The organism is Paenibacillus alvei DSM 29 (assembly GCF_000293805.1).
GTDB classification, from domain to species: Bacteria; Bacillota; Bacilli; order Paenibacillales; family Paenibacillaceae; genus Paenibacillus_B; species Paenibacillus_B alvei.
Genome location: NZ_AMBZ01000007.1, coordinates 346659 through 361561 on the forward strand (window position 1 = coordinate 346659; position 14903 = coordinate 361561).

The following is a 14903-nucleotide window of genomic DNA, read 5'->3' on the forward strand; positions in this document are numbered from 1 at the left end:
GCGAGAGGAGGATGTTTCACTTGGAAAATTATGATTATGACTTGCAATCGATTCAGGAAACGCGGGACTTGGCCCGTGCAGGAAAAGCGGCCGCCGATGTCCTTGCCGGCTACGATGCTGAACAGATTGACAGAATTGTACAAAACATGGTACGGACAGCGGAGGTCAACGCCGCTGAACTGGCTGCACTGGCAGTAGAGGAAACCGGATTTGGCAAGATTGAGGATAAGATCTTCAAAAACCGACTGGCTTCCACGGAGCTGTATGAATCCATTCGGGATACGAAAACGATTGGGGTTATCCGCGAGGACAAGACGAATCAATTAATAGAGATTGCCGAGCCAGTCGGACTGCTCATGGGTATTATTCCATCAACCAATCCGACATCCACTACGATTTTTAAATCGATCATTGCGATAAAGGCTCGCAATGGAATCATCTTTTCGCCGCATCCTTCGGCAAAGAAATCTATCATGCGGGCCGCGGAATTGATGCACGCCGCCGCTGTCGAGGCAGGGGCTCCCGAAGGAATCATTGGCTGCGTTACCAAGCCTTCGATGCCGGCGACGCAGGAACTGATGAAGTGCGATGAAATCGCCATGATTATCGCAACGGGCGGCTCGGCAATGGTGAAGTCCGCCTACAGTGCGGGTAAGCCGGCGTTGGGAGTCGGGCCGGGCAATGTACCAGCCTACATTGAGCGTACCGCTGATATTCCAAAGGCGGTAGCAAATATCATTGCCAGCAAAAACCTTCGATTACGGTACAATCTGCGCCTCTGAACAGGCTGTTATCGTGGAGGAGTGTATCCGTTCTCAGGTGATCGCAGAGTTTGAGCGTCAGGGCGGTTACTTTATGAATCAGGAGGAAACTGCTAAAGTCGCAGCAAAGTTGTTTGTAAAAGGCCATGCCATGAATTCAAGACTGGTGGGACGTTCACCTCAGGTGATCGCGGAAGCGGCCGGCATTCAAATTCCTGCAGGGGTCAAGGTGCTATTAGGCGAACAGCAGGGCGTGGGAGAGAAATTCCCGCTTTCCTATGAGAAGCTTACTACCGTATTGGCGTTTTACACCGTACAGGACTGGCATGAGGCTTGCGATCTAAGTGTTGGACTGCTGCGTAATGGAGGAATAGGCCATAGCTTCTCCATCCATACGCAGAATCATGATATGGTCATGGAATTTGCGCAAAAACCTGTGTTCCGCATTTTGGTGAATACAGGCTCCACTCAGGGTGGTGTGGGCGCAAGCACCGGACTTGCCCCGGCCTTCACTTTGGGATGTGGAACCTGGGGGGGCAGCGCCACTTCAGATAATGTGGGACCACAGCACTTGATTAATATCAAGCGTGTGGCTTACGGCATTAAGGACTGTACGGCACAAACCCCCTACTCTGTTCCAACTCCGCAGTTGCCAAAGCAACAGGACGATGCGCTGCTGTTGAATCTAGTCGATGAGCTGATGTCCATTTTGCAGAAAAGCGGTGACAGCTAGTGGGGAACTATGATCAAGTACTTTCTTTGTTAATGGAGGTTGTATCCGGTGCTGGTAAGGCGGAGGAGGAGCCGCGCTCCATCCCTTTAGGGATTTCGAATCGCCATGTGCATCTTTCTCAGGCTGATGTGGAGACGCTCTTCGGATCCGGATATACGCTATCCAAAATGCGTGATTTGTCCCAACCCGGACAGTATGCATGTAATGAGACCGTTACGGTCTGCGGGCCCAAGGGGGCCATCGAAAAAGTACGGGTTCTCGGTCCAGTGCGGAAACAGACCCAGGTAGAAATTATGCGGGGAGACTGTTTTAAGTTGGGCGTGAAAGCTCCAGTGCGCTTGTCCGGGGAGCTTGAAGGCACACCGGGCGTCACGTTGGTCGGGCCGAAGGGAAGCGTATATAGTTCCTGCGGCTTGATGGTTGCACAGCGCCACATTCATATGACGCCTGATGATGCCCTTTTCTTTGGCGTAATCGATGGAGAAATGGTCAGTATTCAATTTGATGGACTCCGGGGCGGAGGGTACAATCAGGTCGCAATCAGAGTTAGCAGTGACGCTGCTCTCGACTGTCATATCGACGTTGAAGAGGCCAACGCGATGGATTTAACATCGGCGTCTGTTGTTAAAATCATTAAAAATCGTTAGGAGGAAATGAACATGAGATCAGAAGCTCTTGGTTTGGTTGAAACAAAAGGTTTGGTAGGTTCTATCGAGGCAGCGGACGCTATGGTCAAAGCGGCCAATGTCACTCTAATCGGCAAAGAGATGGTAGGCGGCGGACTTGTTACCGTTATGGTACGGGGCGATGTAGGAGCGGTGAAGGCGGCGACAGACGCCGGTGCCGCAGCTGCGAAAAATGTAGGGGAACTCGTGTCGGTACATGTGATTCCTCGTCCCCACAGCGAAGTGGAGAATATCCTTCCGGCTGCTAAGGCATAATTCAAAAAATTATTAACTAAGTCTATGCTTCCGAAGCAGTTTTGTTCGGAGCTAGCGCTTGATTCTCACAAAACTAGGCCTATGCTTCCGAAGCAAGTTTTGTTCGGAGCTAGCGCTTGATTCTCACAAAACTAGGCCTATGCTTCCGAAGTAAGTTTTGTTCGGAGCTAGCGCTTGATTCTCACAAAACTTTTAGGAGGAATGTAACATGAAATCAGAAGCATTGGGTTTAATTGAAACAAAAGGTCTGGTAGGTTCTATCGAAGCAGCGGACGCTATGGTCAAAGCGGCCAATGTCGCCTTGATCGGCAAAGAGATGGTAGGCGGCGGACTTGTCACCGTAATGGTACGTGGCGATGTAGGAGCGGTGAAAGCGGCAACGGACGCTGGTGCTGCAGCCGCACAGCGTGTAGGGGAACTGATATCCGTACATGTGATTCCTCGCCCTCACAGTGAAGTGGAAAACATTCTTCCCGGTGCTAAGCTATAATTTATATTGATATTCTGCAAAGGGCCAAAACTCGGTAAAACTGGTTTTGGCCTTTTTATTTTTGTCTGCAACAATCCGCTTGTCGAAAGCTTGTCGGAGTAGTCTTTTTTCTATAAATAAGGATTTGAGGAGGAGGGATGCACTATTTCCAAACAGGTTGAAAATTGCTATAATAGAGATGATATATTGTGAAAAATTTAGCATGCAATGTTTATTTTCCCGTTCATTTTCGGTGAAAGGGTGCAACGAGATTATGCTGAAAACCAATAGCCCGATCGCAACCAAAGTATACGCACGATACAGCGGCATTCTGTCTCTTTCTAAGTTCTCGCTGCTGCTGCACGATAACAATGGAGACGTGTTGCTTGAGTTCAATCCGTCTCCTGATTTCTGCAGGCATATTTGTTGGGAGAATCCTACGCGACCTTGCGCGGATTATTTGAAGCGCTTTAATACCGGTGAACAGGGGCGATTTGTTTGCTGTTACGGTCTGGAGAATATTTTGCTGCCCATTAAGATCAAAGATGAAGTTGTTGGCTTCATCTCGGGGATGCAGGCGTATTCCCAGGAGAGGGAGTTTCAGAAGTACCTGATTAATACGGCGGAATTGGCCGAAATGAAGGGGCTGGATTTGGAGGTTGTAGCGAAGGCGATATCGGCTTTTCCAACCATTGATCAGGATAAAGCAGATATTCATGAGCAGCTTTGCCATCATATCGCAAGGAATATTGCGCTCGACATCGCCGAAAGCGCGCAGGACAACACAGGAATTATCAATCGTCTGTCTGCGGAAAAAGAAATACTGGAGAAGAAAGTAATTGACTTAGAAGCAAAAAACATGTCTCTCGTCATCAATCCACATTTTCTTTTCAATACTTTGAATTCCATTGCCCGCATCGCCTATTTCGAACACTCCCATACGACGGAGGAATTGATTTATTGCCTGTCCGACTTGCTGCGATACAATGTTAAGCAGGATGATCAGCTTCATACCATCGCAGCCGAAATGGATAACATTGAGAAGTATTTGTATATACAAAAGGCACGCTTCAAAAATCGCCTGCAGTATGAAATCATTGTTCCTAATGAATTAAAGGCTTATCGCATTCCTAATTTGGTGATTCAGCCTATTGTGGAAAATGCAGTCATTCATGGAATTACCCCTAAGCGGGACGGGGGTACCGTTCGTCTGATTGCCGAAAAGTACAGAAATGATATCACCATTTCTGTTATAGACAACGGTAATGGGTTCTCGCCGGAGGTACTAAAGCTCATTCATCAGCCGGGCAGCAAGATCGGCGTGGGCTTCCGGAGCACCGATAGCCGTTTAAAGCGTTATTTCGGAGAAGAGTATGGGTTATCGATCGTGAAATCCGATTACAGCGGGAGCACGGTTAACATCCGCATCCCCACCCAACCAATTGCGAGGTGATGCAATGAGCGTAGTTATGTTTGTTGAAGATGAACCGATAGAACTGGAGTTTCTTCAATCCATCGCGCAGGAAATTCTGGGTGCTGAAGATAAGCTGCTTATTTGCGATACGGGTATGCAAGCGATTAAGCTCGCCAAACAATATCGGCCGGATATTATTTTTATGGACATCATGCTGCCTGAAATGGATGGAATATCCTCGTTGCAGGAAATTCGCCGCTTTCTCCCTGACGCATGCGTGACGATTTTGTCTGCCAGTTCGGATTTCTCCTATGCACAGGCGGCAATCAGTCTGCAGGTACATGAATATTTGCTTAAGCCGGTCAAGCCGGAAAAATTGCGGCAAATGATCCGTAAGGGGCTGGATAAGGCCGCTCAATCAGAAGAAAAGTGTTTGACAGAAACTTATCAGATTCAATCGGCTCAAGAATGTCAGCGCTTTATTAAAGAAGCCGTCGATTATATTCAGCAGAATTACAAAGATAAGCTGACCTTGCAAATGGTGGCGAGTCATGTGTATATGAATGCCCAATATTTTTAGCCGTATTTTCAAAAGGGAGCTCGGCGTTACTTATACGGATTATGTGAACAAGCTCAAGATTGTACATGCCTGCAAGCTGCTTGAGACTACTGGGTATCCCGCCTATCGCATCTCCACAGAATGCGGCTTTACCGATCCATCTTATTTCAACCGGGTATTCTACAAGCAAATGAATATGACGCCGAAGGAATATAAAAAAAGCGTTCTTGCCGAAAGAAAAAACACGAAATAGAGTTCCTAAAGTCTCCCCCGATTATGGTGGGAGACTTTTTTGTTGGCTTTATCGTCCTAAAAGTACGAATAGTACCAGAATGGAGAAAAAATGATTCAGGAAGTCCAACAAGAGGTACGGTTAGTAACAGGCGCAATGGTCTCTTTGCTATACAATGAAGATACATCTACGAAGATAAATCTACTTAACAGAGGTGTATGGATGATGAAGGAAACAGTGGCAGCTCCCGCGGCTACGGCCGGCATGCTGAAACAAAAGATGAACAGTCGTTTCCGAAGAAATGGAATCGTTTACGGACTGATTTCCGGGTTAACGTTCGGCCTTTACAGTACCGTTGTAGCCCTGGCCATGATGAAGGAACCTTTTCTGGGGATTATAGGAGCGTTTGCGGCACCCATAGTGGCATCGGCGATTAATGATGCTTTGGCGGCGATCTGGCTTCTGATCTGGAACATAAAGAAAGGAAAGATCAAAGAAATCGGCCGCAGTCTGGTAACGATACCCGGATTGATGGTCGCGATTGCCGCGGTGTTTGGCGGCCCGATCGCCAACGGGGCCTATCTGGTTGGGATTGATATGGCTGGAGCGGCGGCTATCCCTATTTCGGCGCTTTGTCCGATGTTTGGTGCTATTTTCGCGCGAATGTTTCTGAAGCAGAAGATTGATAAACGGGTGGCCGTCGGCATGTTCATCTGTGTTATCGGAGCGGCGCTCATCTCCTATGTCAAGCCTGAAGGCGGCGTGGAGAATTTCACATTGGGCATTGTTTTTGCTCTGGTAGCCGCGCTTGGCTGGGGACTGGAAGGTGTATTTGCCACTTTCGGGATGTCCATGCTGGATTCTAATATCGCCATTACCATTCGCGAGGGTGTTTCTGGAATCGTTTACATTGCCGTGCTAGTGCCTATTTTCGGGGCAACGGATCTCTTTGCTTCCGCGCTTGGATCCGTATCACCAATGCTCATTATCGCGGCTGCAGCCTTGTTTACGGCTATTTCTTTCCTGACTTGGTATATGGCCAACAATATGGTTGGCGTTGCTGTCGGAATGTCGCTCAACATTACCTATGTGCTGTGGGGGGTTGTTTTTGCTGCTATCTTCCTCGGTGATGCGCTAACTCCTACAGTAATTGCCGGTGCAATTATCATTACAATTGGAGCGCTTTTAGTTTCGATGAATCCAATGGATCTGTTCAAAAAGAAGGAGGCGTAAGCAAATGCCATTGTTGCCGATTCGCTCCCGGGTGCTGCTTTTCATGTCCACTGTGCAGCAGGCAAATATTGATGATGCGATGGACGCTTTGAAAAGCGAATACGGTGGAGAACGTCAATTTACAAGAGCAAACTTTCTGGATCATATGCTGTCGTTGCAGGCAAACGGACTGATTGACGAGATCCAGTACGAGCTGGATGCTAACGGGGAATTATGTATGTACTATGCAATCAACGATGAGGGTATTCATACGATCAATAAATACTTGCCTAAAAAGTGGACGCAAAAATAAGAACAATCTCATACAACCCAGCCTTAGGCCGGGTTCAGATTAAAGACGAACTCCCGTAAACTACTTTACCGCGGGAGTTCTTTATGTTTTGTAGTCCTTGACTCGCTCTATTGTCTCTTATTGCTATAAAGGTGCTTATTTAATATGTTTCGACAAAGGGTTGCAGTGGAACATTTATACAGTTTTTACTGTAACGTGCATTATACTCTCTGAGTGAGATCATATGCGTGAGGTGAACAATCATTGTTCGATAGAGAATAAAATAAACGTATTGAGAAAGAAATTAACGGAGATCGTTGAAAATAAGGGGGAATTTACGGACCAAGAAGTGGTTCTGATCAGTCAGCAACTGGATAGATATATCGGTATTTTACTGGACTGAGGTTGTTTCATTTCTTCTGGAATCGCTTGAAATTGTAAAAATGGATGTAGTGGTGGAATCTCGCCCATGAGCTGCTCATGGGAAGATACTTGATGTAATGTATCAAATATAGTTAAATAATGTATTATAATCGAATTTTTTGGAATGACATAAATAACATCTTAGCTCCTTGAATTTTGAATCATGGTCGATTTTTTTCTACTTATCTGCTATATCGATTAGCCTGATCCAGTTAAACAGAAGTTTTGAAGGGGCGAAGTACGTGCGAAAAATACTTACTAGATTTATACCCCAAATGAGTGTTACCTACAAACTTCTTTTCCTGTTTTTAATTATTATAAGCCCTGTTTTTATTCTTTCCTATTATGGAAACTTGGCAGCAGAGCACATATTGAAGAAAACCGTCACGAACGCCTATCTGGAATTAAACAAACAGAACTTATACCTTGTAAATCGGGATATGGACTCCATTGATCTAATGACCAAGACCATTATTCAAAATCCCCTTACACAGCAAATGATTCCGAGCGGCACCGAATCCATTCTTGAACGGGTAAGTAAATATGAAGCGTTGGACAAACTGCTCAAAAGTTACTCGATTGGCGTAAATGGGGGAGAAGCGGTTTACTTTTCCCTTTATGTTTATGATCCTGCCGACTACTATTCGTTTGCTCCAAAAGTTCGGATCGCTCCACAATCCGGTGTATATTTTTGACGGAGCAAGATAAGCCCGATTGGTTTCTGGAAGCAGTTCAGATGCAAGGGAAGGGTCGTCTGAAAGTCATTGATAGTATGAACTCTCCTCCCCAATCAAAAACATTAAGCTATGTCCGAGCTGTCAATAATGTGTCCCAGGCAAATGGTATGATTGGCGTACTCGTAGTCACTAAACTTGAAAAAATGATTCAAAACGATTTCAGCACGGTTTCTTTGCCGCAAGGAGAAATCTTCTTGACAGACTGGTTCAATCAGATTTTCGCCTCAACAGCGGAAGGAATCGGAACCATATTGAGACTACCGGACGAAGCGAAAGAAGTAGAGCAAAAAGATGGCTTTATGGATATCGTCCATTCGGGTCACATCTATGTCATTAATTATAGCTATCATCTTCAGCAAAAACTCGTCTATCGAATACCGCTTCATTCCTTACTCCAGCAGCAGAGCCAACTCAAACAGATTATTCAGCTTATTTCGATCGTTTACGCTTTACTCGTTTTTGCGGCCTTCATCTATTTTTGGAGATCGTTGATGAAGCCGATGCAGAAATTGTCCCGTTTCATCCGAAGTTACATACCGGGAAAACAAGTAGTCAGATCGAGCGATGAGAACAGAAATGATGAATTGGGTGTGCTGATTACGTCCGTATACGATATGGCTAACCGTTTAAATCATCTTATGAACGATAAATATCAATATGAAATTAAGAAAAGGGAAACGCAGCTGCAAATTTTGTACCAACAAATTAATCCGCATTTATTGTACAACACGCTGGAGAGCATCCACTGGAAAAGCATGTTGGAAGGAAGCACGCAATCTGCCGAGATGATTAAAGACTTGGCCAAATTAATGAAAATCGGATTAAGCAGAGGGAGAGAATTAATAACCATTGAAGAGGAGTTGCAGCATGCTGCTGCGTACATTAACTTGCAGCAGCGCAGGTACGAGCTTCGATTTCGGGTTATGTGGAATATAGCCGATGAGGTACGCCAATTGCAGATTCCGAAGATTATCCTTCAGCCGTTAATTGAAAACGCCATTATTCATGGAGTGAAAAATATGGAGGATGACGGTGAAATCGTTATTTCAGCCGACATACATGACGATATTGTGATTATCCGTATAGAGGATAATGGATATAAAGTTGTCGACTATGAAGAAATTCACCGGTTGTTGAACATGGAGATGGAAGTGCCTTCTTTCGGTTATGGGATACGCAACATTCAGCAAAGGATTAAACTGCACTTTGGCTGCTCCTATGGGATTAGCTATAGCAAAAAAAGCAACAGGGGACGATTGTCACCGTTACGCTGCCTATAAGCGAAACTGCTTCTCGGACACAATTACTTACGGGGTGATTCGTTACATGTATAACATTTTGCTCGTAGATGATGAACCATGGATTTGCAAGGGACTAAGCAATCTTCTTACTATTTCGGGATTGCATATCCATAACATTTTCATCGCTCAAAGCGGATATGAGGCAATGGATTTCATTCGAATGGAGGATATTGACTTATTGATTACAGATATTCAAATGAGTGGAATGAGCGGTATCGAATTGATGCATCAAGCCAAAATGGAAAAGCCGTCCGTTCAATCCATTGTTGTCTCCGCTCATGAGACTTTTCAATATGCGCAGTTGGCTATGCGGCTGGGTGCAAAAGATTATTTAATCAAACCCATTAACAGCACCCAGTTCCTAGATTCCGTGCGAAGCGTGCTGCTGAGGTTAACTAAAACATGGACGGCTCAAGATGAAATTGCCGCTCCATTAAATGAACGATTCAGTATGAGCGAGCCTGCTCCGGCGACAACAGCGTTATTAAACAGCCTGCTTGCTAATCCTGTGCATGTATGTGAAAACGCTTTTTCTGCTCAGCAGTTGAGAGATCTTTCGTTAGTAGGGCCCTATTTTGCGGTGCTCAAAATCAATCTTCATCTACAATCCCCGTCAAACAGAGAGCGATTCTTTGGGGAAAATGTCCATTTATTGCAATATGCCGTGTTGAACATGGCGAATGAGCTGCTTGAAGGGCAGTTCAGTCATATTGCTTTTTGTTCACCAGATTATGAAATTACGATCATTCTCCAATGGGATAGCGAAACATATGGCGATTCAGGCATAAACAAAATCAATCAATTGGATATCATTGGTAGGTTACTCTGCATGAACATTCAGGTCTACTTATCGCTGCAATGTGTGATTGGCATTAGCCATATCTTACAGGGGATTGAGTATATCAGCGTATTGGATCAACAGGCGAAACGAGCAGTACGCCTTAACCACGTACACCCGGATCATTATGTGTTTTACTATGGAGATTTTTGCTGGAATCAAGATGAGGAAGAGCCCAAGAAGGACGAGTTGAACATGCAGTCTAATCAAATCGTAGATAAGGTCAAAAAATATATTCATGAGCATTTCGCCCAAAAGGGATTAACACTCTTGGAAATTGCTCACAAAAGTCATGTGAGCCCGAATTATTTAAGTTATTTGTTTAAAAAAATAACGGGCTACAACCTGTGGGACTATGTCGTTAAACTGAGGATGGAAGAAAGTAGGCTGCTTCTAACAACCACTGATCTACGACGGTATGAAATTGCTGAAAAGGTCGGATACGAATCACCTGAGCATTTCAGTAAAATATTCAAGAAATATTATGGAGTAAGTCTGAGCGAGTTCAAGAAGTAGAATCGCCAATGATCTAAATAGAATTACACATGTTCATCGTCAACCTGCCTTCTTACAATAGGAATTGTAAATTAGCTAATTTTGTAAAAGGTCACGAGTTTGTATGAACGAATGATTTAGATTATCTCAAAGGAGCATCCATCCTCATGGCTAAACGTAGGTTTATGCTTGTGCCCGCGATAATCATTTGTATCATTGCATTGATGTTAAGCGCATGCAGCCGTTCTTCAAGCAGCACCACAAACGATACCCAAAAAAATTCATCGGAATCTACCAAAGTAACGATCAGCATCTACTATCCTCCACCTGATCAAATCGAGAAGAGGACGCTGGAAGATGATAAGATCAAACGTTTTGTAAAGCAGTACCCGAATGTGAAAGTTGTAAAAAGCGATTGGCAGTATGATCCGAATCAAATCGGAATTAAGATGGGGGCCAATGAGGCGCCAACTCTATTCAACACATATGCAACGGAAGGCAGATTTTTGGCAGAGAAGGGATGGGCTGCGGACATCACGGGCTTATTTCACGATTATGCGTTTCATGATCAAATGAACCCTATATTGCAGGATCAGTTCATTATTGGCGGCAAGGTTTACGGGATTGCCCAGCAAGGATATGTTACCAGCACAATTATAAATAAAAGACTCTTAGATCAGAAAGAAATTGCGTTACCTAGTTTTGATTGGACTTGGGATGACATGCTTGCTACAGCTCAAGCAGCGGCTGATCCCTCCAAAAGCATCTCCGGCATTGCACCGATGGGTAAGGGGAATGCAGCCGGCTGGAACTGGACGAATTTTCTATTTGGAGCAGGTGGAGATATTCAGAAGGTAGAAGATGGAAAAGTTACGGCCGTATTTCATTTAGAAGCTGGTATTAAAGCTCTTGCATTTTATCAACGTCTAGCTTGGGAAGCGAAGGTGATCCCTCAAGACTGGGCGCTTGGATGGGGGGATGCTGTTGGCGCCTTGGTTCAAGGGAGAACGGCGATAGTCATCTCGGGACCTGATGGCCCGGTCGATCAGGCACTCAACCAAGCGGGAATGAAGCCTGAGGAAATTGTTGTATATCCGATACCAGCGGCTGAAAAGGGAGGCAAGCACATAGGCATACTTGGCGGAGATTTCTTGGTCATCAATCCAAAAGCGACGAAAGAAGAGAAAGAGATGGCCTTTCGTTACGCTACGTTTGATTATTTCACCGATACAGGACTGTTATCGATAGAAGCGAGTATCCAGCAACGTCGTAAAGATCAAAAATATTTTGTTCCGCCTGTTATTGAGTATTTCACACCCGATTCTACCTATGCAGAAAAAGTTAAGGCGATCTATGAAAAATACGACAATGTATATCAATACCCCTCTGCGACGATGGAACTGATGGAAGGAAAACTAGAGACGCAGTTCAATACGCAAGAGTACTACGCGACGATGACCAGTGTTGTTCAGGATATTTTTTCACGCAAAGACGCGGATCCAAAGACGGTGTTGGAAGAGGCAGCACAGCTTGTACAGGAGAGGTTTTACAATCAGATGAAAGTCGAATAAGCGAGTGAACATGCATGTTAACCAAAAATGAAAGGAAGGCCATAAAGATGCAAGCACGACTCCAGAAAAACTCTACAGGTCTCATTTTACTCCTCATTGTAAGCTTGTTGCTTACACAGTTGTCCTTGGGCTCAAGCCCCGTACACGCCTCCTCCAATTTGGCGGCAGGCAAGCCTGTTTCGGCAAGCAGTCACAACGATAATTACTCGGCTGCAAACACGGTGGACAGCGAATCATCGACGTATTGGGAAAGTGCGAATAGCGCATACCCGCAATGGCTTCGTGTCGATCTTGGCAATGTGAGCAAGATTGGTCAAGTTGTTCTGCGGCTCCCGGAATCGTGGGGTCAAAGAGCACAAACCTTGTCCGTGTTGGGTAGTGTCGATGATGCCAGCTACACAACCCTGGTTGCATCGGCCAGCTATTCGTTTGATCCAGCGAGCGGAAATATGGTGACTATCAATTTCCCAACTGCATCAGCTAGATACGTGAAACTGAACTTCACTGCTAATACCGGCTGGATCGCCGCCCAGTTATCCGAACTAGAAGTGTTCGCAGCGTCTTCTGGCGCTTATGAAGCGGAAAATGCCCAATTAACCGGAGGGGCAAAAGTAAATACGGATCATACCGGATATACAGGCACTGGCTTTGTTGACGGCTATTGGAATCAAGGAGCAGCCACTCAATTTATGGTTAACGTGGATCGTGCCGGGGTCTACTCAGCCAATTTAATATACGGAAACGCTTCAGGCGGGGATCAGACAGTAAGCCTATACGTCAATGGAACAAAAATTAAGCAGACGACTTTATCGAATCTAGCCAACTGGGACACTTGGTCGACCAAGTCAGAAATCGTAAATTTGAATGCAGGAGCTAATACAATCGCTTACAAGTATGATCCAACCGATTCGGGAAACATCAACTTGGATGCCCTCCAAATCGCAAGTGCCAGCTCACCACCGAGATCCGCGTTATCGACCATCGAAGCTGAAAGCTTTGATCAACAATCGGGTATTCAAACGGAATCTTCCAGCGAAGGCGGATTAAATATCGGCTTTATCGAAAATGACGACTACACAGCCTATTACAATATCGATTTTGGCTCCGGCGTATCGAAGTTTGAGGCACGAGTGGCCAGCAATGGCGATGGAGGCCATATCGAAATCAGATTGGGCAGCTTGACAGGAACGCTTGCAGCTGCTTGCGCAGTAGAGCCTACAGGCGGATGGCAAACATGGACGACTAAATCTTGCAGCATAAACCCTATCAGCGGCGTACACGATGTCTATCTCATATTTAAAGGCAGCGGGGCTGGATTATTCAATCTCAACTGGTTCAAATTTTCCAACAATTCTGTTGTGCCGTCAAAAGGAGCCACAATGCCTTACGATATGTATGAAGCGGAGGAGGGCGAAGTTGGTGGCGGCGCGGTTATCGTCGGTCCGAACCGAAAAATTGGCGATTTGGCTGGAGAAGCTTCCGGGAGAAAAGCAGTCACGTTAAATTCTACAGGCAGCTTCGTTCAATTTAAGACAAGAACAAGCACCAACACACTTGTTGCACGCTTCTCCATACCCGATGCACCTAACGGGGGTGGATTAAACAATACGCTGAACATATATGTCAATGGCACGTTTGCCAAGTCAATCGATCTCACGTCCAAGTATTCGTGGCTCTACGGCGACGAAGCATCGCCGGGCAATTCGCCTTCAGCGGGTGCTCCTCGGTTCATTTACGATGAAGCGAACGTCATGTTCGATAACACTATTCCTGCAGGAAGTACAATTAAGCTGCAAAAGGATCCGTCAAATACAACGACTTATGCGATCGACTTCATCAGCCTCGAGCAAGTATCGCCGCTGGCCAATCCCGATCCTTCCAAATATGTTACGCCTGCAAACACCACGCATCAAGCGGTTCAACACGCATTGGATCAAGTTCGTATGGATCCAACCGGCAATCTTATCGGTGTCTATCTACCTGCAGGAACTTATAAAACAGGGGGCAAGTTTCAGGTGCACGGCAAGCCAGTGAAAGTAATCGGCGCCGGTCCATGGTACACCCGGTTTGTAGCTCCTTCCAATCAGTCCAACACAGATATCGGTTTTAATGTAGTAGCAAGCGCTAACGGTTCTACCTTTGCCAACTTTTCTTATTTCGGCAACTACAACATCCGTGAAGACGGTCCGGGCAAAGTATTTGCATTTAATGATGTAGCCAACATGACAATCGACAACATCTGGGTCGAGCATCAGATGTGCATGTTCTGGGGGCAGAACGTCGATAACACCGTCATTAAAAATTCCCGAATTCGCAACGTTTTTGCAGATGCCGTCAATTTTACAAACGGCAGCACGAACAACTTGGTGACGAACAACGAAGCTCGCAGCACCGGCGACGATAGCTTTGCCTTGTTTAACGCTGTGGACACCGGTACTTCCGAAGATAATCAAGGCAACGTCTATGAAAAATTAACCTCGCTGCTCACATGGCGGGCTTCAGGACTTGCCGTATACGGCGGATACAACAATACGTTTATCATGGGATTATGTTTCAAACGAACTATGTCGGAGCAACGCCACAATTTCCGATTACGGATACGATTTTATCCAACATAAAAATATCAGGCGTTCGCAAGAGTGGAGATTCTTTTGATGCTAAATCAGGCTTTGGAGTTTGGGCGAACCAACCGATCGGCTCTGCTACGTTTAATAACTTGCAATTTGCGAATATGGACCCAGGGACCACTCCAATAAACAATCCAACCTCTACGTTTACGATTCAAGTCAATCCGTAACAACGTATCAGCCATATGAAGCATGAATCTATCAGCTACACGATAGATTCATGCTTTTTTTAATGACGTAATATCGCTAATGATGCTCATAAGATTGCACATGTTCATTTTAAGCAGCGCTTTTTACA

The 14903-nt window shown here is 45.4% G+C and carries 16 protein-coding genes; all 16 read left to right on the plus strand.

Annotated features, from left to right (window positions below; translation table 11 throughout):
* Positions 1-20 precede the first annotated feature (20 nt).
* Complete coding sequence (locus tag PAV_RS37400) at positions 21-782, plus strand: aldehyde dehydrogenase family protein (RefSeq protein ID WP_051135189.1); 762 nt, start codon at positions 21-23, stop codon at positions 780-782.
* 130 nt (positions 783-912) lie between these two features.
* Positions 913-1494 (plus strand): aldehyde dehydrogenase family protein, encoded by a 582-nt coding sequence (locus tag PAV_RS37405; protein ID WP_338010916.1) that lies wholly within the window; start codon positions 913-915, stop codon positions 1492-1494.
* Entirely contained in the window at positions 1494-2141 is a 648-nt protein-coding gene (locus tag PAV_RS22835) for a phosphate propanoyltransferase (protein WP_005550168.1), read from the plus strand. Before PAV_RS37405 ends, PAV_RS22835 begins: the two co-directional genes overlap by 1 nt.
* A gap of 12 nt (positions 2142-2153) precedes the next feature.
* Entirely contained in the window at positions 2154-2435 is a 282-nt protein-coding gene (locus tag PAV_RS22840; RefSeq protein WP_005550169.1) for a BMC domain-containing protein, read from the plus strand.
* A 208-nt stretch (positions 2436-2643) separates the two neighbouring features.
* Entirely contained in the window at positions 2644-2925 is a 282-nt protein-coding gene (gene eutM, locus PAV_RS22845) for an ethanolamine utilization microcompartment protein EutM (protein WP_005550171.1), read from the plus strand.
* A gap of 253 nt (positions 2926-3178) precedes the next feature.
* Positions 3179-4357 carry a histidine kinase gene (locus tag PAV_RS22855; protein ID WP_005550173.1) on the plus strand — a complete coding sequence of 393 codons (1179 nt, stop codon included), beginning with the start codon at positions 3179-3181 and terminating at the stop codon, positions 4355-4357.
* A gap of 4 nt (positions 4358-4361) precedes the next feature.
* Positions 4362-4898 (plus strand): response regulator, encoded by a 537-nt coding sequence (locus tag PAV_RS22860; RefSeq protein WP_005550175.1) that lies wholly within the window; start codon positions 4362-4364, stop codon positions 4896-4898.
* Positions 4882-5130: a helix-turn-helix domain-containing protein gene (locus PAV_RS36430; RefSeq protein WP_005550176.1), complete on the plus strand. Its 249-nt coding sequence runs from the start codon at positions 4882-4884 to the stop codon at positions 5128-5130. The genes PAV_RS22860 and PAV_RS36430 overlap by 17 nt, the downstream gene beginning before the upstream one ends.
* A 201-nt stretch (positions 5131-5331) precedes the next feature.
* Positions 5332-6342 (plus strand): DMT family transporter, encoded by a 1011-nt coding sequence (locus tag PAV_RS22865; RefSeq protein WP_238555891.1) that lies wholly within the window; start codon positions 5332-5334, stop codon positions 6340-6342.
* Between the two features lie 4 nt (positions 6343-6346).
* The gene (locus PAV_RS22870) at positions 6347-6634 is read left to right on the plus strand and encodes a hypothetical protein (RefSeq protein WP_005550178.1); all 288 of its coding nucleotides are present in this window, start codon (positions 6347-6349) and stop codon (positions 6632-6634) included.
* A gap of 223 nt (positions 6635-6857) precedes the next feature.
* Positions 6858-7016, plus strand: coding sequence for an aspartyl-phosphate phosphatase Spo0E family protein (locus PAV_RS33730; RefSeq protein ID WP_005550179.1), 159 nt, complete (start codon positions 6858-6860; stop codon positions 7014-7016).
* Positions 7017-7407: 391 nt separating this feature from the next.
* The gene (locus tag PAV_RS36435) at positions 7408-7731 is read left to right on the plus strand and encodes a hypothetical protein (protein WP_238555892.1); all 324 of its coding nucleotides are present in this window, start codon (positions 7408-7410) and stop codon (positions 7729-7731) included.
* A complete protein-coding gene (locus tag PAV_RS22875; RefSeq protein WP_005550181.1) occupies positions 7728-9053 on the plus strand; it encodes a sensor histidine kinase in 1326 nt (441 codons plus the stop codon). The genes PAV_RS36435 and PAV_RS22875 overlap by 4 nt, the downstream gene beginning before the upstream one ends.
* 46 nt (positions 9054-9099) lie before the next feature.
* The gene (locus tag PAV_RS22880) at positions 9100-10428 is read left to right on the plus strand and encodes a response regulator (RefSeq protein ID WP_040736537.1); all 1329 of its coding nucleotides are present in this window, start codon (positions 9100-9102) and stop codon (positions 10426-10428) included.
* A 146-nt stretch (positions 10429-10574) separates the two neighbouring features.
* Entirely contained in the window at positions 10575-11978 is a 1404-nt protein-coding gene (locus tag PAV_RS22885) for an ABC transporter substrate-binding protein (protein WP_005550185.1), read from the plus strand.
* A gap of 47 nt (positions 11979-12025) precedes the next feature.
* Positions 12026-14596: a carbohydrate-binding protein gene (locus PAV_RS22890; RefSeq protein WP_238555893.1), complete on the plus strand. Its 2571-nt coding sequence runs from the start codon at positions 12026-12028 to the stop codon at positions 14594-14596.
* Positions 14597-14903 lie beyond the last annotated feature (307 nt).